This window comes from Citrobacter sp. Cpa228 (assembly GCF_030333085.1).
Taxonomy (GTDB): Bacteria; Pseudomonadota; Gammaproteobacteria; order Enterobacterales; family Enterobacteriaceae; genus Citrobacter; species Citrobacter pasteurii.
In genome coordinates, this window is record NZ_JAOWGQ010000037.1 from 173,225 (window position 1) to 192,045 (window position 18,821).

Sequence of the window (18,821 nt, forward strand, 5' to 3'; positions counted from 1 at the left end):
GTGTTGTGGTCGATGCTCCAGAATAATAAAGCTGTAGGTCATAACTTCAGTTTATTAATCATAGGCACTAAACGGTGAAATCACCAAAGTGAGTGATCTAATTCAGATTCCTGGAGATTAACCAAAGCGGTGCGGTGTATCCCGTAAACGAGATAACCACTGCACTGCCTGATTGTCATCATCCTGTTGAGCAATAACGAAGCCGTGCGGTAACGTTCGGTCCAGCACGACCTTTGCGGCTGCGCTCTGCGCGCTGGAATCAAAGGTGATCAGCAGCGCGTCATTTTGCGGAGTAATACTTTTAAAACGAATGCCGTTGGCGTCCAGGTGATGCCAGATAGAGAAGCCATCAGGCATGCTGGCTCCCTGGTTTATGGCGCGAATGGCAAGCGTCGATTCCTGCTGGCGAATGACCGACCATGTCAGGATTAACGCGCTCAAAAACAGCATAAAGGAGGTGGTCCAGGCCAGTCGTCGGAGCGTTATGCGTGATTTCAGCATAATTTACCCTCGGTTCCCGTATTTCTTTTTCCAGAGTACAACCAGTGAACCGGCCAGGCCAACCACCAGTAATACGACAGGAAGCAGCATCAGGCAGGACATGAGCTGATCTTCATACTTGAGAAAAACAGGTGTTTTGCCCAGTAGATAGCCCAGCGTGGTCAGAATCAGTACCCACAATAGCCCGCTCATCCAGTTGAAGAACTGAAAACGCGCATTATTCAGCCCTGACAGTCCGGCAATGGTCGGTAGTAATGTTCTGACGAACGCAATAAAGCGACCGACCAACAGTGCGGATAAGCCATGCTTGTGGAAAAGATGATGCGCGCGTTGGTGATAATGAGCAGGAAGATGTGAAAGCCAGTTTTGCACGGTGCGGGTATTACCCAACCATCGGCCCTGAATATAGCTGAGCCAACAACCGAGGCTGGCTGCGGTGGTGAGCAGCAGTACGGTTTGCGGAAAACCCATTGCGCCTTTGGCAATAAGAACGCCGACCAGTACCAGTAAACTGTCACCAGGTAAAAAGGCCGCGGGTAGTAACCCATTTTCCAGGAACAAAATTGTAAACAGTACAAAATACAGCATACCAATCATGGAAGGATTGGCCAGAGTTTCAAAATCCTGAGCCCATAAAGCATTCAATAATTGAGTCAGTAGTTCCATTCAATATTCCTGGAGAATCGGTTGTCGTCATGCCGGTTTTCTGGAGTTTGTAACGCCGCAATTTTATTGGTGTTTTTTACATGGATCGCGGTCTGACACAAATTCACGGCCTGAACTATTCCCTGTAAAGTTGTGAAGTAAGCAAGCTCTCAAACACAAAAATTCAAATAGCATCTAATTGTAACAAAGGTCAACGTTGTCCGTTATAGAAATTACGGTGGTTGAACTCTGATTTTGCTGATCGCAAGGGAGTGAGGCGAGAGGATTTACACAGGCTGACACTTTATACCTAATGCTTACCGTGTGTCAGAAACAGGCGCTGTTATCGCGCCTGTGAAAGTCTGAACGTTTATTTTGTGCTGTTTGCAGCAGTATCCAGATGAACGACCGGATTTTCCGTGAAAAGGTAACGATCCGCGTTGAACTCGAAATCATCGCTGGTTTCGTTAAACAGCATCTGTTTCGTGTTCTCAAGGTGCTGCCACATCGCCAGTTTGGCTGCATGTGGATCTTTGCGAATTAATGCTCGCAGGATCTGGTCATGGTCATCACACCAGTTGTCTACCGTGCGCAGATCAATGTGATCGTGCAATTTCTTCCAGTAGGGGTTGTGAACGCGCTGAGTCCACATTTTTTCAACAATGGCGGCCAGAGCTGAGTTTTGCGTCGCTAGCGCGACCTGAACATGGAACTGCAGGTCCCATTCGGAGTCACGAAAGCTTTTTTCGTTGCGCGACTTCTCCTGGATTTCCATCAGTTTCATGATGTCCTGCTTGGTCACCTGGGTGGCGGCAAACTCGGCGATGTTGCTCTCAATGAGCTGACGCGCTTGCAGCAATTCAAAAGGACCGTAGCTGGCGAATTCCAGACCTTCGTCGGGAGCAACATAATGTTTGGGTTGGTTAGAGATGACGTGGATACCTGATCCTTTACGCACCTCAACGTAGCCTTCAACCTCGAGCATGATAATCGCTTCACGAACCACGGTACGGCTGACATTCTTTTCATCGGCAATAAAGCGCTCGGCGGGAAGTTTATCGCCCACCAGATAGACGCCTTGCTCGATGCGTTCTTTTAGATCGGCAGCAAGTTGTTGGTACAAACGTCGTGGTTCAGTGATTTCCATATGCACTCCAGGCATGATACAGCAGACTATATTTGTTATACCACTTTTGCGATGGCGGCTCTACTCGCACCGACAAAAAAGCCGCCAGTTAACTGGCGGCTCTGCATTATATACCCATGACGACTAGCGTCAGGTTAATTTTGCGTGGCGGGAGAGCCGGTTTGCGGACCTGAATCAATCTCGCTGGCCGATTTGTTCTGCAGTACCGTCCAGATGACTAACGCACCGAGCAGGTCGAATATTGCCAGTACGGCGAACAGCGGGCTGAAACCGATGGTATCAGCCAGGGCGCCAACGACCAGGGCAAACAGAGTACTCGCCAGCCAGGCTGACATCCCCGTCAGGCCGTTAGCGGTCGCGACCTCATTGCGGCCAAATACGTCAGAAGAGAGCGTAATCAGCGCGCCAGACAGTGCCTGGTGAGCAAAACCACCGACGCACAGCAGGGCAATAGCAATATACGGGCTGGTGAACAGACCAATCATCCCTGGGCCAATCATCAGCAGTGCACCCATGGTGACGACCATTTTACGGGACACGATCAGGTTTACGCCGAACCAGCGCTGGAACAGCGGCGGTAAGTAACCCCCGATGATACAGCCCATGTCAGCAAACAGCATTGGCATCCACGCGAACATCGCAATCTCTTTCAGGTTAAAGCCGTAGACTTTAAACATGAACAGCGGGATCCAGGCGTTGAATGTCCCCCAGGCTGGTTCTGCCAGAAAACGTGGCAGTGCGATACCCCAGAACTGGCGGTTACGCAGGATCTGGCCAAGCGACATTTTCTTCGCTGTGCTGTTTTTATGCTGCGATTCCTGACCGTTAAGGATGTAATCACGCTCTTCGTCAGACAGTTTTTTCTGGTCGCGCGGGTGTTTATAGAAGACAAGCCAGGACATCGCCCAGATGAAGCTCAGGGCACCAGAAATAATAAACGCCATCTGCCAGCTGTGCATGACGATAGCCCACACGACCAGCGGCGGAGCGATCATCGCGCCAATAGAAGAGCCGACGTTAAAGTAACCTACGGCAATAGAACGCTCTTTTGCCGGGAACCATTCTGAACTGGCTTTCAGACCCGCAGGGATCATCGCGGCTTCTGCGGCACCGACTGCGCCTCGTGCCAGTGCCAGTCCACCCCAGCTACCAGCCAGCGCCGTGGCACCACAGAAGACGGCCCACAGAACGGCGAACATCGCGTAGCCTACTTTGGTGCCGAGCACATCCAGCACGTAGCCAGCAACGGGTTGCATTACGGTGTAAGCAGCAGAATACGCTGCGATGATATAGGAATACTGTTGAGTGGAGATGTGTAACTCTTCCATCAGAGTTGGCGCAGCTGCCGCCACAGTGTTACGTGTCAGGTAACCCAGCACGGTGCCAAGCGTCACCAGTGCGATCATGTACCAACGTAACCCTTTAATTTTACGCATGTAAAACCTCATCGTTTTGTTATGTCCGCTAACGAGCGGTCATCGTCCAGTCCAGGGCGGAGGATGTTCTTTTACGAAGGGCGTGACCGAAAAAAAACCGGCACTGCCCCGAACTTTGCCATGTCAATGATTGTGCTAATTCGGTTTCCATACCGGTCAATCCGATGGTGGACCATCGGTAATTTGCATTCCGTCGGCCTATGTATCGCGACGGCAAAAAGATAACTTGTCATACAGCTTTAAAAGGTGAGTGCCATCACAAAAGTGTGAATCTTCGTGTGGTCATTAATTCGATTCAGCAAAGCCAGTACTGGCGCGGCTTGCCGTGAGTTTTACCTCTTTGAGAGTAATTTTTTTGTTATCATTTGTTGATCTAACTCACGAAAATATCTTCGGTGTATGGAAATTGGTGTGATAACTTTGACAACATCAAAACATAAGCAATCTGACGCACTCGCTGAGAGGAAGACGATAATGACCCCGTTTATGACTGAAGATTTCCTGCTGGACACCGAATTTGCCCGCCGTCTGTATCATGATTACGCCAAAGACCAGCCAATCTTCGACTACCACTGCCATTTGCCGCCGCAACAAATCGCAGATAACTACCGTTTTAACAACCTGTATGACATCTGGCTGAAAGGCGATCACTACAAATGGCGCGCCATGCGTACTAACGGCGTCGCTGAACGCTTGTGTACCGGTGATGCGTCCGATCGCGAGAAGTTTGAAGCATGGGCCGCGACGGTCCCACACACCATCGGTAACCCGCTCTACCACTGGACGCATCTTGAACTGCGTCGCCCATTTGGTATTACAGGTAAGCTGTTGTCACCTGCAACTGCCGATGAAATCTGGAATCAGTGCAACGAATTGCTGGCGCAGGATCGGTTTTCCGCACGTGGAATCATGCAGCAGATGAATGTGAAAATGGTCGGTACCACCGATGACCCGATCGATTCTCTGGAGCATCACGCTGCGGTCGCGAAAGACGGCACCTTTGCTATCAAAGTGCTGCCAAGCTGGCGTCCGGATAAAGCTTTCAACATTGAACTGGCGACCTTTAACGATTACATGGCGAAGCTGGGTGAAGTTTCTGACACCGAGATCCGCCGCTTTACCGACCTGCAAACCGCGCTGACCAAGCGTCTGGATCACTTTGCTGCGCACGGTTGTAAAGTCTCTGACCATGCGCTGGATGTGGTGTTGTTTGCCGAGTCTAACGAAGCTGAACTGGATAACATCCTGGCTCGTCGCCTGGCCGGTGAAACCCTGAGCGAGCACGAAGTCGCCCAGTTCAAAACTGCCGTGCTGGTGTTCCTCGGCGCAGAATACGCGCGTCGCGAATGGGTACAGCAGTACCACATCGGCGCGCTGCGTAATAACAACCTGCGTCAGTTCAAGCTGCTGGGTGCGGACGTCGGCTTTGACTCCATCAACGACCGTCCGATGGCGGAAGAGCTGTCCAAACTGTTGAGCAAGCAGAATGAACAAAACCTGCTGCCGAAAACCATCCTGTACTGCCTGAACCCGCGCGATAACGAAGTGCTGGGGACTATGATCGGTAACTTCCAGGGCGAAGGTATGCCGGGCAAAATGCAGTTCGGTTCCGGCTGGTGGTTCAACGATCAGAAAGACGGGATGGAACGTCAGATGACGCAGCTGGCGCAGCTCGGGCTGCTGAGCCGTTTCGTCGGCATGCTGACTGATAGCCGTAGCTTCCTGTCCTACACCCGCCATGAATACTTCCGTCGCATCCTGTGTCAGATGATTGGTCGCTGGGTTGCCGCAGGTGAAGCGCCTGCCGACATCCAGCTGCTGGGTGAAATGGTGAGAAATATTTGCTTCAACAATGCGCGTGATTACTTCGCCATTGAACTGAACTAAGGCCCGGGTGAAGGTATGCAATACATCAAGATCCATGCGCTGGATAACGTCGCAGTTGCGCTTGCTGATTTGGCAGAAGGAACCGACGTCACCGTTGACGGGCAGGTGGTCACTCTGCGCCAGGCGGTGACTCGTGGCCATAAATTCGCTTTACGCGGTATCGCGAAAGGTGAAAACGTCATTAAATACGGTTTGCCAATCGGTCATACGCTGGTTGATGTCGCTGCGGGTGAGCACATTCATGCTCACAACACGCGCACGAATCTGAGCGACCTGGACACGTATCGCTACCAACCTGATTTCCAGGCGGAAGTCGCGCAGCCTGCCGATCGCGATGTGCAGATTTATCGCCGCGCGAACGGTGACGTTGGGGTGCGTAACGAACTGTGGATCCTGCCGACCGTCGGCTGCGTGAATGCCATGGCGCGTCAGATGCAGAACCGCTTTTTGAAAGAGACCCACGACGCTGAAGGTATCGACGGCGTACATCTCTTCAGTCACACCTACGGCTGCTCGCAATTGGGTGACGACCACATTAACACCCGCACCATGCTGCAAAACATGGTGCGTCACCCGAATGCGGGGGCGGTGCTGGTGGTTGGCCTCGGTTGTGAAAACAACCAGGTTGATGCCTTCCGCGAAACGTTAGGGGAGTATGATCCTGATCGCGTTCACTTTATGGTCTGCCAGCACCAGGAAGATGAAGTGGAAGCGGGGATCGAACATCTCCATCAGTTGTACAACGTGATGCGTAACGATAAGCGTGAGCCGGGTAAGCTGGGTGAGCTGAAGTTTGGTCTGGAATGCGGCGGATCTGACGGCTTGTCTGGGATCACCGCTAATCCGATGCTGGGGCGTTTCTCTGACTACGTGATTGCGAACGGCGGAACTACCGTGCTGACCGAAGTGCCGGAAATGTTCGGCGCCGAGCAGTTGCTGATGGATCACTGCCGCGATGAAGAAACCTTTGGCAAATTGGTTACCATGGTCAATGACTTTAAGCAGTACTTTATTGCCCACGACCAGCCGATCTACGAGAATCCATCGCCGGGGAACAAAGCGGGTGGCATCACCACGCTGGAAGATAAATCGCTGGGATGTACACAGAAAGCGGGTTCCAGCAAAGTTGTTGATGTACTGCGCTACGGCGAACGCCTGAAAACGCCAGGTCTGAATCTGTTAAGTGCTCCGGGTAATGATGCCGTAGCGACCAGTGCGCTGGCGGGGGCCGGCTGTCATATGGTGTTGTTCAGTACCGGACGCGGTACACCGTACGGCGGTTTTGTACCGACGGTGAAAATCGCGACCAACAGCGAGCTGGCCGCGAAGAAAAAGCATTGGATCGATTTTGATGCCGGGCAGCTAATCCACGGTAAAGCGATGCCGCAACTGCTGAACGAGTTTGTCGATACCATCGTTGAGTTCGCCAACGGTAAGCAAACCTGCAACGAGCGCAACGATTTCCGCGAACTGGCGCTGTTTAAGTCGGGAGTGACGCTGTAATAAATGCCTGATGGTGCCTGCAGGTCTGCGCAAATCGTAGACCTGATAAGCGTAGCGCCATCAGGCACAAACCGTTGCCGGATGGCGGCGAACACGCCTTATCCGGCCTACAAAATGGAGTTGGGGTTGCTTGCATGACCGCGTATTGGCTGGCCCAGGGCGTAGGTGTCATCGCCTTTCTGATCGGCATTACCACCTTTTTCAATCGTGATGAGCGCCGGTTTCGGCTGCAACTCGCCGTTTACAGCGCCACTATCGGCGTGCATTTTTTTCTGATGGGCGCCTGGCCCGCGGGAATGAGCGCTGAGCTCAACACCATCCGCACACTCGTCTCAATGCATACCCGCAAGCTGTGGGTCATGACCGTTTTTATTGTCCTCACGCTGGTTCTTGGGCTGGCAAAATTGCAGCATGCGATGGAGCTGTTGCCGATAATCGGCACGCTGGCCAGCACCTGGGCACTGTTTCGCTGCCAGGGGTTAACCGTGCGCTGCGTAATGTGGTGCGCAACCGCCTGCTGGGTTGTTCATAATTTCTGGTTAGGATCGATTGGCGGGACGATGATCGAAGGCAGCTTTTTGGTGATGAACGGCCTGAACATTATCCGCTTCAGGCGCATGCAAAAACGCGGAATTGATCCGTTCAAAATTGAAAAAAGCGTACAGCAAGAGAACCCCTCCGCCCGCTGACGGAGGGGAGAAACGATTAGCCGCGCAAGGCGTTATTTGCCAGACGTTCATCTTCAGCCTGGCAGGCCGCCGCGGTAAACAGCACGTCAGTAGAAGAGTTCAGCGCCGTTTCACAGGAATCCTGCAATACGCCGATGATAAAGCCAACGGCCACCACTTGCATGGCGATGTCATTCGGGATACCAAACATATTGCACGCCAGCGGAATTAACAGCAGAGAGCCCCCCGCGACGCCACCACGCTCAGTAACTGCGCCGTCGGTAAATCGACCGGAATGCCCAGCGTATTCACGGCCGCCAGCGTCAGTACGGTAATGGTGATCGCCGCGCCCGCCATATTGATGGTGGCGCCCAGCGGGATAGATACCGAGTAGGTATCATGGTCCAGATTCAGCTTCTAACACAGCGCCATATTCACCGGAATGTTGGCGGCAGAGCTGCGGGTAAAGAAAGCGTACACGCCGCTTTCGCGCAGACAGGCCAGCACCAGCGGATACGGGTTACGGCGAATTTTCCAGAATACCAGCAGCGGGTTGACCACCAGCGCCACCAGCAGCATACAGCCAACCAGTACGGCCAGCAGTTGCGCGTAGCCCCACAGCAAGGAAAGATGCCGTTTCGGGGAGATAAAAATCCTGATTTCCGCGCTCAGATTATATTTTATAACTTTATACTAACATTGTTTTGACATACCCAGCAAAAAGCCCGACGCACGCAATGTGCGGTCGGGCTTTATCAACTCGCTAAGTAAAAGTTACTGTATTTGCTGCTTTTTATCGTGCTGGTGGTTGACCCACGCGTTCACAACCAGCGTCACAAACAGAATACCGAAGACCACACCTAACGAGATAGCGATCGGGATATGGTAGAAATCGACGATCAGCATCTTGATACCGATAAACACCAGGATGATCGACAAACCATATTTCAGCATGGAGAAACGCTCCGCCACACCTGCCAACAGGAAGTACATCGCACGCAGACCCAAAATAGCGAACAGGTTCGAGGTCAGTACGATGAACGGGTCGGTGGTGACGGCAAAGATTGCCGGAATACTGTCGACGGCGAAAATCACGTCGCTCAGCTCAACCAGAATCAACACCAGCATCAGCGGCGTGACAAACAGCAGGCCGTTCTTACGCACGAAGAAGTGCTCGTTTTCGATAGTATCGGTCATACGTAAATGGCTACGCAGCCAGCGTACCAGCGGTTTGTCGCCAATGCCTGATTCATCCTCTTTTGCCAGCGCCATTTTCACGCCGGTAAACAGCAGGAACGCGCCGAACACGTACAGCAGCCACTCAAACTGGGTGATAAGCCAGGTGCCAGCGAAGATCATGATCGTACGCAGAACAATCGCTCCCAGCACGCCATACACCAGTACCCGACGCTGCAATGCAGGCGGTACGGAGAAGTAGCTGAACAGCATCAGCCAGACAAAGACGTTATCTACCGCCAGCGATTTTTCAATTAAATAGCCGGTAAGGAACGCCAGCGCCTGCGGGTCGGCAACGGCACGGCCCTGAGTCTCAGCCAGGTACCACCAGAATGCCGCGTTAAACAGCAACGACAACGTTACCCAGACGATTGACCAGGCCGCGGCCTGTTTCATCGACATCGTATGTGCGCCACGACGACCCTGTAGCAGCAGGTCGATGGCCAGCATAATGACCACCACAACAGCGAAGCCACCCCATAACAACGGTGTGCCGACAGTATTCATTTTATTTCCCCATGCATAAAAAAACGGCCAACGCCGAATGACGTTAGCCGCTGCTTTTTATGCATAGACCTTGCCATTCGGCAAGGTCTCACTTACAACAACAAAGGAATACGATGGCGTATTCCTTTGTTATCGCCCGGTGACCGGATGTGGTTTTTCACACATCGTAATGACGATCAACCGACAACGAAGTTACTCCCCTTTGCGGGTTACAAAATATTACAGGCCATGCATTCAGTCAATGGCCTGCAACATTCGTTTTACACACATTTACGCAGTCAGCGAGGTTACCGCTTCGTCTGCCGGGAAAACCACGCCGGTCTGGCGGCGAATTTCCGTTTGTAGTTTGGCGGTAATACGACTGACGTTCAGTGCCGGATGATCCACTTCGCCGGATTCAACCAGATGAGCAAAAGCCTCTGCCTCATAAAGCATAGTATTGATGTGCTGAGGCACCGTAAGATCCTGCGTTTTGCCACCGCGCGGAATAAAGCACACTTTCTGACACTCGGAAATCTTCTCGACAACCAGCGACCCTGATTCGCCCTGAATTTCGCTGGCCAGCACGGAATCACTGACTTTCGAGTGCTGTAACGTGACGCTAAAATCGCCGTAATTCAGTACCACCACGCCGTGGGCATCGACGCCGCTTTCCAGCAGGCTGGCACTTGCCTGAACGCTCAGTGGTTCACCCCAGAGCGCAACCGCAGCGGCCAGACAGTAAAAGCCGATATCCATAATTGAACCGTTAGAAAACGCGGGATTAAACGTATTGGGATTTTCACCGTCCAGATAACGCTGATAACGTGAAGAATACTGACAGTAATTGATCAGCGCTTTCCTGACTCGCCCAATTTTGGGGAGTGATTGCTGTAATAGCAGGAAATTAGGCAGGCTGGCGGTCTTAAACGCTTCAAACAGCACCACCTGATTTTCGCGCGCGCAGGCGATAGCGGCTTCGGCTTGCGTCAGGTTTGAGGCCAGCGGTTTCTCGCAAATGACATGCTTTTTGTGCTGTAGAAACAGCGTTGTCTGCGGGAAGTGCAGAGAGTTCGGGCTGGCAATGTAAACGGCATCAATCGCGTTGCTTTGCGCCATTGCCTCCAGCGAGGTAAAGAGATGCTCGACGGGATAATCATTGGCGAAGGTCTGTGCCTGTTCAAGGCTACGGGAATACACTGCGGTTAACTTATATTTGCCGGTTTCATGGGCGGCATCGACAAACTGGCGGGTGATCCAGTTTGTGCCAATTACTGCGAAACGTATCATAAAGGCCTTCAGGCTGCGAAAAGGGATCCTTGCGTCAATTTAGCATGCCCTGAAGACAAAGCCAGTGCGCGACTACGCAGTTTGCTTTAACGATTGTTGCGTGAGCCACAGGCGGGTATCAAACTCCAACTGGTGGTATTGCGGTTCCATATGGCAGCACAACTGATAAAACGCTTTGTCGTGCTCTTTTTCTTTCAGATGCGCCAGTTCATGTACGACGATCATGCGTAAAAAAGGTTCAGGCGCAGAACGGAACACGGTAGCGACGCGGATCTCCGCTTTGGCTTTGAGCTTGCCACCCTGCACGCGAGAGACGGCGGTATGCAGCCCCAACGCATTCTTCAGAACGTGGATCTTGCTGTCATACATGACTTTATTCAGCGGCGGGGCGTTACGCAGAAACTGATTTTTCAGATCCTGGGTATATTGCCAGAGCGCTTTGTCGGTCGCGAAGTCATGCGTACCGGGATAACGTTTTTCCAGCACCGCCCCCAGACGCTGTTCAGCAATCAGCGTACGAACCTGGGAAAGTAAATTTTCCGGGTAGCCTTGCAGATAGGTCAACTGACTCATTAGTGCCCCATATAAAGTATAAAAAGTGTATACTCACGCACCCTTTTCAGGGATACGCCGAAATTTTACCATTCAGGAGGGCCGATGAGCCACATAGACAACGGTTTCCGTTCGCTGTCACTTAAACGTTTCCCGGAAACGGATGACGTTAACCCGCTGCTGGCGTGGGAAGCTGCAGATGAATATCTGCTGCAACAGCTGGACGATACCGAGATTAGCGGCCCGGTGCTTCTCCTGAATGATACCTTCGGTGCGCTGGGCTGTGCGCTGGCGGAACATACGCCGTACAGCATTGGCGACTCCTATCTCAGCGAGCTTGCCACACGTGAGAACCTGCGTCACAACGATATTGCCGAGTCGAGCGTCAAATTCCTCGACAGCACCGCTGAATATCCGCAGGCGCCGGGCGTGGTGCTGATTAAGCTGCCAAAAACCATGGCGCTGCTGGAGCAGCAACTGCGTGCTCTGCGCGAAGTGGTAACGCCACAAACGCGCATCATCGCCGGGGCGAAGGCGCGCGATGTGCATACCTCGACGCTGGAGTTGTTTGAAAAGGTGCTAGGTCCAACCACCACCACGCTGGCGTGGAAAAAAGCCCGTCTGATTAACTGCACTTTCAGTAATCCAGAACTGGCTGATGCCTTGCAGACGCTGAGCTGGAAACTGGAAGGTACCGACTGGACTATCCATAACCACGCCAACGTCTTCTCCCGTACCGGGCTGGATATCGGCGCGCGCTTTTTTATTGAGCATCTGCCGGAAAATCTGGAAGGGGAGATTGTCGATCTCGGTTGTGGCAACGGTGTGATTGGCCTGACTTTGCTGGAGAAGAACCCGCAAGCCAGCGTGGTGTTTGTGGATGAATCACCGATGGCGGTGGCATCAAGCCGTCTGAACGTCGAAAGCAACATGCCGGAAGCGTTGGATCGCTGCGAGTTTATGATCAACAACGCGTTGTCTGGCGTGGAGCCTTTCCGCTTTAACGCCGTGTTGTGTAACCCGCCGTTCCATCAGAAACATGCGCTGACCGATAACATCGCCTGGGAGATGTTCCACCACGCGCGTCGCTGCCTGAAAATCAATGGTGAATTGTACATCGTGGCCAACCGCCACCTCGATTACTTCCACAAGCTGAAGAAGATTTTTGGCAACTGCGTGACCATCGCCACCAACAATAAGTTTGTGGTGCTGAAAGCGATCAAAACGGGTCGCCGCCGCTAATCGCGTGTGCCGGATGGCGGCTAACGCCTTATCCGGCCTACACGAGCTGCCTCGTAGGCCTGATAAGCGTAGCGCCATCAGGCAAAGATGTGAGCAGTTGCCTTATCCGACCTACGGGATACAACGTGTTAAATCTCCAGCGCTAAGCGGGTCCCCTGCGCAATAGCGCGTCGGGCATCCAGCTCCATCGCCACGTCACACCCCCCGATCAGATGCACCGTTTTACCTGCCGCGTGCAGCGGATCGACCAGTTCACGGCGTGGCTCTTGTCCGGCGCAAATCACCACGTGATCCACGTTAAAGATCACCGGTTCGCCGTTCAGCACAACGTGTAAGCCATCATCATCAATTTTCTGATAACTGACTGCCGGGATCATTTTTACGCCGCGTGAAAGCAGGGTAGCGCGGTGGATCCATCCCGTTGTTTTACCTGAACCTTGCCCGGGTTTACTGGCTTTACGCTGCAACATCACTATCTGGCGTGGACTGCGGGGTAGATGTGGGCCTTCCGGACGTAAACCGCCGGGCTGTTGCAGGCTGGTGTCGATTCCCCATTCCACGCAGAATTCGGCAATATTCTGGCTGGTGGGATCGCCGGGCTGGCTCAGATACATGGCGGTATCAAAACCGATCCCTCCGCAGCCAACGATCGCCACGCGTTTCCCTACCGGCGTTTTATCGCGCAGGACGTCGAGGTAACTTAGTACTTTAGGGTGATCGATCCCCTCGATCGGCGGCATGCGCGGTTCGATCCCGCTGGCGAGGATCACTTCATCAAAGGCTTGCAGTTCGTGGGCGCTAACAAACTGATTGAGTTTCAGCGTGACACCCGTTACGTCGATCATCCGGCGGTAGTAACGCAGGGTTTCATAGAATTCTTCTTTGCCGGGGATCTGTTTGGCGATATTAAACTGCCCGCCTATCTCGCCATGCGCGTCAAACAGCGTTACATGATGTCCACGCGCGGCGGCGTTAATAGCAAAAGCGAGACCCGCAGGGCCCGCGCCGACCACCGCCAGATTTTTCGGCTGAGTGGCCGCAACGATCGGCATTTTGGTTTCATGACAGGCGCGCGGATTCACCAGGCAAGAGGTGACTTTGCCGACGAAGATCTGATCCAGGCAGGCCTGGTTACAGCCGATACAGGTATTGATCTCATCCGCTCGCCCGGTTTGTGCTTTTGACAGCAGCTCAGCATCGGCAAGGAATGGCCGGGCCATCGATACCATATCGGCATCGCCGCGTGCCAGAATGTCATCCGCAACGGTCGGATCGTTGATGCGGTTAGTGGTGACCAGTGGGATCGTCACGTGCCCTTTCAGCTTGCGCGTTACCCAGCTAAACGCACCCCGGGGTACCGGTGTGGCGATAGTGGGAATACGCGCTTCATGCCAGCCAATGCCGGTGTTAATCATTGTGGCACCTGCGGCTTCTATAGCCTGAGCTAACTGGACGGTTTCGTCAAAGGTTCCGCCTTGCTCCACCAGGTCGAGCATCGACAGGCGGAAGATAATAATAAAGTCACTGCCGGCACGCTGGCGCACCGCCCGCACGACTTCCACGGCAAAACGCATGCGGTTGGCATAGTCACCGCCCCATTCATCATCGCGCTGGTTGGTGCGCAGGGTCAGGAATTCGTTGATCAGATAACCTTCCGAGCCCATCACTTCGACGCCATCGTAGCCTGCCTCCCGCGCCAGCTGTGCACAATGGGCGAAATCTTCAATCAGTTGCAGCACTTCATCGTGCGTCAGTTCATGCGGCGTAAAGCGGTTAATAGGGGCCTGGATGGCTGAAGGCGCAACCAGATGCGGTTGATAGCTGTAGCGACCAGTGTGCAGGATTTGCAGGGCAATTTTCCCGCCTTCATCGTGAACCGCATCGGTAATGATACGGTGGTGCGTCAGCTGGCTGGTGTCGTTCAGCATCGCGCCGCCTTCCATACCCACGCCCGATAACGCGGGCGCAATTCCTCCGGTCACAATCAGGGCTACGCCGTGACGAGCGCGTTCAGCATAGAACGCAGCCAGCCGTTCTGCACCATCGGGATACTCTTCCAGACCGGTATGCATTGAACCCATCAGCACGCGGTTTTTAAGCGTGGTGAATCCCAAATCGAGCGGGGCGAACAGCGACGGATAGCTCATAAAGGTGTCCAGTATGTAAAATTATTGTTATGTGGTCGGATGAGTTACTAATTTAGCCGTCGCCGCGTAAAAGGGAAAAGGGGAATGCCGTGATTGTGATGAGATTCAAAAAAGAGGCTCTCCTTTTCAGGAGAGCCAATCGACGTTACTGCTGTTTAAGAAAATTGTTATACAGCATGTAGAGATGCGCGGCGCTCCAGCAGAAGTTAGGTGCGCCCTGCTGCGCGCCGGTCAACGGGTTGTCGTTTTCCTGAATTGGGCCTTCTGCCGTCAGCCCTTTGGCATGCTGGAAGAAAGTATCGGCCAGTTTTAATGCTTCATCGCGATAGCCATAATGCACCATCCCTTTAAGCCCGAACCAGAACTGATCCACCCAGACGCGTCCGCGCCGAAGGTCGGATGGGTCAGTGCAGCGGTGCCAGGTGGGACATATGTGTTGAACTCTTTCGGATCGAGCATCACGCTAATTACCGCATCCGCATGGGATTGTGTGGCCGCACCGTTAAACAACGGTGACCAGCCTTCCGGTCCTTAACCGGCCTACAAAGGAGGTCCTTTAGTAGACCGGATAAGATACATCCGGCAGTGGTTATACCTGCTCCACGCTCACCCGTAATGCGGCCAGGGCTTTGCGGGTTGATCGCAATACCAGTTCGCATTGCTCGATCGTTAACGTTAACGGCGGTTCGATACGGATCGTCTTCGCGTTATTCAGTGTTCCGGCGACCAGCACTCGCTGACGGAACATTTCACTGGCAAAGCTGTAGCCAATCTCATTATCGACAAACTCAATCGCCATCAGCATGCCTTTACCGCGAACGTCGTGTACCAGATCCGGATATTCACGCGCCAGATGACGGAAGCCATCCAACAACATATCGCCTTTCTGCTCTGCCTGAGCGGGTAAATTTTGCTCCAGCAGGACGTTAATGGTCGCCAGCGCCGCCGCGCATGAGAGCGGGTTGCCACCGAACGTGGTGGTATGCAGGAAAGGATTGTCGAACAGAACGGAGAACACTTCTTCGGTGGCAATGGTCGCGCCAATTGGCATCACGCCACCCCCAAGCGCCTTGGCCAGACACAGAATGTCAGGCTGCACGTTTTCATGTTCGCAGGCGAACATCTTGCCAGTGCGCCCCATGCCGGTTTGCACTTCGTCGAGGATCATCAGCGCGCCAAACTCATCGCAAAGTTTACGTACCGCGGTTAAATACCCTTGCGGCGGTAGGATCACGCCTCCTTCCCCCTGGATCGGCTCCAGAATCACAGCGGCAACATCGTCGCCGGTCTTTTTGCATTCGCTCAGGACGGTGCGCATGGCATCAATATCGCCAAAAGGAACATGGCGGAAGCCCGGCAGCAGCGGCATAAACGGTTTGCGGAAGGTTGATTTAGCGGTGGCGGATAGCGACCCCAGCGATTTACCGTGGAAGGCTCCGCTGGTGGCAATAAATGTAAATTTACCGCGCGGCGATTGATACGCTTTCGCCAGTTTTAGCGCCGCTTCAACCGACTCGGTTCCGCTGTTACTGAAGAAACTGTATTTCAGCTTTCCGGGTGCCAGTGCAGCAAGCGTTTTTGCCAGCATGGCCCGCAATGGGTCAAGTAATTCCTGGCTGTGCAGAGGTTGTTTCGCGAGTTGATTCTGTACGGCGGAGACCACTACTGGATTACGGTGCCCCACGTTGAAAATTCCAAAACCTCCCAGGCAATCGACAAACTCCTGTCCCTGGGTGTCGACAAGCGTATTCAGGCTTCCCGCTTGCCACTCTACGGCTCCGTAATCCCCGCCGGCAGTTACAGATTTTCTATACTCTAAGAACCCAGGATTGACATGTTCTTTGAAGTAATCAATCACCTCTCGGTTTAGTGCTTTCATTTCCTCATGATCAAGCGTTCGCTTCTCGATGAGATTCAGTGCGTGTGCGCTGCAGGCCAGAGCCGATGCGCTGGAAGGTAACCTGTTCAAAATATGCTCCCGGAGCTCGCGTATCACATGATACTGAATTAAGTATTGCAGGGATTGCGCCATCCCGACGCGCTTAACGAAAATCGGGATAAACACCAGGGAAGATCTTGCTTGTGCAACATTTAATCTCAAACATTAACATTTGCTGATATTTTACCCAGGTTTACGCACGTAAAACCGACGGGAAAAACGCGTTATTGCGCTAAAAGTGGGCGAAAATTGCACTATTGCGGTGCGCAGAGTGAAGGTGTGTTGAATAGTTACGTAATGAAAGTAATTTAAATCAATGAATTAGAAAACGTACAAATTTTGAGGTTTAATCGCAAATTGCGATCTAAATCAAATTTAACAACTAAAGTTAAAAAGATTAGCGCCGAAATAACATAAGCCGAAAGAGTTAACAACCAGATAACCTGCACAGGACGCAACCATGTCTTCTCATCCCTACGTTAGCCAGCAAAATACACCGCTGGATGATGATATCACCCTCATGTCGACCACCGATTTACAAAGCTATATCACCCATGCGAACGATACCTTTGTCCAGGTCAGCGGCTATCAGCTGAATGAATTGCTTGCTCAGCCGCACAACCTGGTTCGTCATCCGGACATGCCGAAAGCGGCGTTTGCGGATATGTGGTACACCCTGAAACAGGGGGAACCGTGGAGTGGTATTGTGAAAAACCGGCGGAAGAATGGCGATCACTACTGGGTGAGGGCCAATGCGGTGCCGATGGTGCGGGAAGGGCGCGTAACCGGGTATATGTCGATCCGTACCCGGGCGACGGAAGCGGAAATTGCGGCGGTCGAACCTTTATATAAAGCACTCAATGAAGGCCGTTGTCATCGGCGCGTCCATAAGGGGTTGGTGGTACGTAAAGGCTGGTTGGGTAAACTCCCGTCGCTGCCGGTTCGCTGGCGGGTACGCAGTGTCATGGCTTTCATGTTTGTTATCCTGGCGACTGCGCTACAGCAGATGGGCGCTGAATGGCCGCAACTGTTGGTGAGCGCACTGGTGATGATGCTGGCGACGGTTATTTTCGAATGGCAGATTGTGCGCCCAATCGAGAATGTTGCCCAGCAGGCACTGAAAGTCGCGACTGGCGAGCGCAACAGCGTGACCCATCTTAACCGTAGCGATGAACTGGGTCTGATGCTACGGGCGGTGGGGCAGTTAGGGTTAATGTGCCGCTGGCTTATTCATGACGTGTCGAGTCAGGTCAGTTGTGTGCGTAACGACAGTGAAACGCTGGCGAAAGGCAGTGATGATTTAAACAAGCATACACAGCAGACGGTAGAGAATGTGCAGGAAACGGTCACCACCATGAATCAGATGGCGGCATCGGTGAAGCAAAACTCTGCGACAGCTGCGGCCGCTGATAAGCTGTCTATTGCCGCCAGCAGCGCGGCGACACAGGGCGGTGAGGCGATGGATACGGTCATTAAAACAATGGACGATATTGCCAACAGCACCCAACGGATCGGCACTATCACGACCCTGATTAACGATATCGCCTTCCAGACAAATATTCTGGCTCTGAACGCCGCCGTTGAAGCCGCACGGGCAGGTGAGCAGGGGAAAGGATTCGCCGTGGTGGCGGGAGAAGTGCGTCATCTTGCCAGTCGTAGTGCAAGCGCAGCAAATGATATCCGTAAACTGATTGATGCCAGCGCCGACAAGGTGCAGTCCGGCTCCGATCAGGTTCATGCCGCAGGGCGGACAATGGATGATATTGTGGCGCAGGTCCAGAATGTGACACAGTTGATTGCTCAAATCAGCCATTCAACGCTGGAGCAGTCAGATGGGCTTTCCAGCCTGACCCGTGCCGTAAATGAGTTGAGCAATATTACGCAGAAAAATGCTGAACTGGTTGAAGAGAGCGCGCAGATTTCAGCAATGGTAAAACATCGTGCCGGTCGTCTGGAAGATGCGGTGACCGTGCTGCATTAATTCTCACCCCATTCCATTTTCCCGCCAAACGCTTATCGTCCCCGGTAGGCGTTTTTTGTAATATTTTTGTTAAACATATATTAAATAATACCACTTTGGTATTACGATTCTATTTTCCTTATTCCGTTCTAACCGTGAGCGTCCTATTTTTAAATATTGTT

14 protein-coding genes and 2 pseudogenes are annotated in these 18,821 nt (G+C 52.8%); 5 read left to right on the top strand and 11 right to left on the bottom strand.

Going from position 1 to position 18,821, the window contains the following annotated elements:
• Positions 1-117 precede the first annotated feature (117 nt).
• The 4 genes from mzrA to exuT form a co-directional block, all read right to left on the bottom strand.
• The gene (gene mzrA, locus OGX91_RS05600) at positions 118-501 is read right to left on the bottom strand and encodes an EnvZ/OmpR regulon moderator MzrA (protein ID WP_005131464.1); all 384 of its coding nucleotides are present in this window, start codon (positions 499-501) and stop codon (positions 118-120) included.
• Positions 502-504: 3 nt separating this feature from the next.
• A complete protein-coding gene (yqjA, locus tag OGX91_RS05605) occupies positions 505-1,167 on the bottom strand; it encodes a DedA family general envelope maintenance protein YqjA (protein WP_005131462.1) in 663 nt (220 codons plus the stop codon).
• Positions 1,168-1,516: 349 nt separating this feature from the next.
• Positions 1,517-2,293 carry a transcriptional regulator ExuR gene (gene exuR, locus OGX91_RS05610; RefSeq protein ID WP_005131459.1) on the bottom strand — a complete coding sequence of 259 codons (777 nt, stop codon included), beginning with the start codon at positions 2,291-2,293 and terminating at the stop codon, positions 1,517-1,519.
• 134 nt (positions 2,294-2,427) lie between these two features.
• Entirely contained in the window at positions 2,428-3,729 is a 1,302-nt protein-coding gene (gene exuT / locus OGX91_RS05615; protein WP_005131457.1) for a hexuronate transporter ExuT, read from the bottom strand.
• A gap of 474 nt (positions 3,730-4,203) precedes the next feature.
• On the opposite strand from exuT, the gene uxaC reads away from it, so the two are divergent.
• The 3 genes from uxaC (at position 4,204) to OGX91_RS05630 (ending at position 7,808) form a co-directional block, all read left to right on the top strand.
• The gene (uxaC, locus tag OGX91_RS05620) at positions 4,204-5,616 is read left to right on the top strand and encodes a glucuronate isomerase (protein WP_005131452.1); all 1,413 of its coding nucleotides are present in this window, start codon (positions 4,204-4,206) and stop codon (positions 5,614-5,616) included.
• Positions 5,617-5,631: 15 nt separating this feature from the next.
• Positions 5,632-7,119, top strand: a complete 1,488-nt coding sequence (locus tag OGX91_RS05625) for a UxaA family hydrolase (protein WP_005131449.1) — start codon at positions 5,632-5,634, stop codon at positions 7,117-7,119.
• A 134-nt stretch (positions 7,120-7,253) separates the two neighbouring features.
• Positions 7,254-7,808: a YgjV family protein gene (locus tag OGX91_RS05630; protein ID WP_005131445.1), complete on the top strand. Its 555-nt coding sequence runs from the start codon at positions 7,254-7,256 to the stop codon at positions 7,806-7,808.
• A gap of 16 nt (positions 7,809-7,824) precedes the next feature.
• On the opposite strand, the pseudogene sstT reads toward OGX91_RS05630, so the two are convergent.
• The 4 genes and pseudogenes from sstT to OGX91_RS05650 form a co-directional block, all read right to left on the bottom strand.
• Positions 7,825-8,414, bottom strand: a pseudogene (gene sstT / locus OGX91_RS05635) (serine/threonine transporter SstT); the annotation flags it as partial.
• Positions 8,415-8,561: 147 nt separating this feature from the next.
• On the bottom strand, positions 8,562-9,530 hold the full coding sequence (locus tag OGX91_RS05640; RefSeq protein ID WP_005131442.1) for a TerC family protein: 969 nt from the start codon (positions 9,528-9,530) through the stop codon (positions 8,562-8,564).
• Between the two features lie 270 nt (positions 9,531-9,800).
• On the bottom strand, positions 9,801-10,799 hold the full coding sequence (locus OGX91_RS05645) for a Gfo/Idh/MocA family protein (RefSeq protein ID WP_286625671.1): 999 nt from the start codon (positions 10,797-10,799) through the stop codon (positions 9,801-9,803).
• Between the two features lie 72 nt (positions 10,800-10,871).
• Positions 10,872-11,372, bottom strand: a complete 501-nt coding sequence (locus OGX91_RS05650) for a M48 metallopeptidase family protein (protein ID WP_155021876.1) — start codon at positions 11,370-11,372, stop codon at positions 10,872-10,874.
• 84 nt (positions 11,373-11,456) lie between these two features.
• Between OGX91_RS05650 and rlmG the strand changes: the two genes are divergently transcribed.
• Entirely contained in the window at positions 11,457-12,593 is a 1,137-nt protein-coding gene (gene rlmG / locus OGX91_RS05655) for a 23S rRNA (guanine(1835)-N(2))-methyltransferase RlmG (protein WP_005131439.1), read from the top strand.
• A 128-nt stretch (positions 12,594-12,721) separates the two neighbouring features.
• On the opposite strand, the gene OGX91_RS05660 is transcribed toward rlmG, so the two are convergent.
• The 3 genes and pseudogenes from OGX91_RS05660 to ygjG all read right to left on the bottom strand — a co-directional run bounded on the left by OGX91_RS05660 (position 12,722) and on the right by ygjG (position 16,709).
• On the bottom strand, positions 12,722-14,740 hold the full coding sequence (locus OGX91_RS05660) for an NADPH-dependent 2,4-dienoyl-CoA reductase (RefSeq protein WP_286625672.1): 2,019 nt from the start codon (positions 14,738-14,740) through the stop codon (positions 12,722-12,724).
• A gap of 145 nt (positions 14,741-14,885) precedes the next feature.
• Positions 14,886-15,271, bottom strand: a pseudogene (locus tag OGX91_RS05665) (MGH1-like glycoside hydrolase domain-containing protein); the annotation flags it as partial.
• 58 nt (positions 15,272-15,329) lie between these two features.
• Positions 15,330-16,709, bottom strand: a complete 1,380-nt coding sequence (ygjG, locus tag OGX91_RS05670; RefSeq protein WP_167335587.1) for a putrescine aminotransferase — start codon at positions 16,707-16,709, stop codon at positions 15,330-15,332.
• 430 nt (positions 16,710-17,139) lie between these two features.
• Between ygjG and OGX91_RS05675 the strand changes: the two genes are divergently transcribed.
• Positions 17,140-18,660: a methyl-accepting chemotaxis protein gene (locus OGX91_RS05675; RefSeq protein ID WP_048213331.1), complete on the top strand. Its 1,521-nt coding sequence runs from the start codon at positions 17,140-17,142 to the stop codon at positions 18,658-18,660.
• Positions 18,661-18,821: the final 161 nt, after the last annotated feature.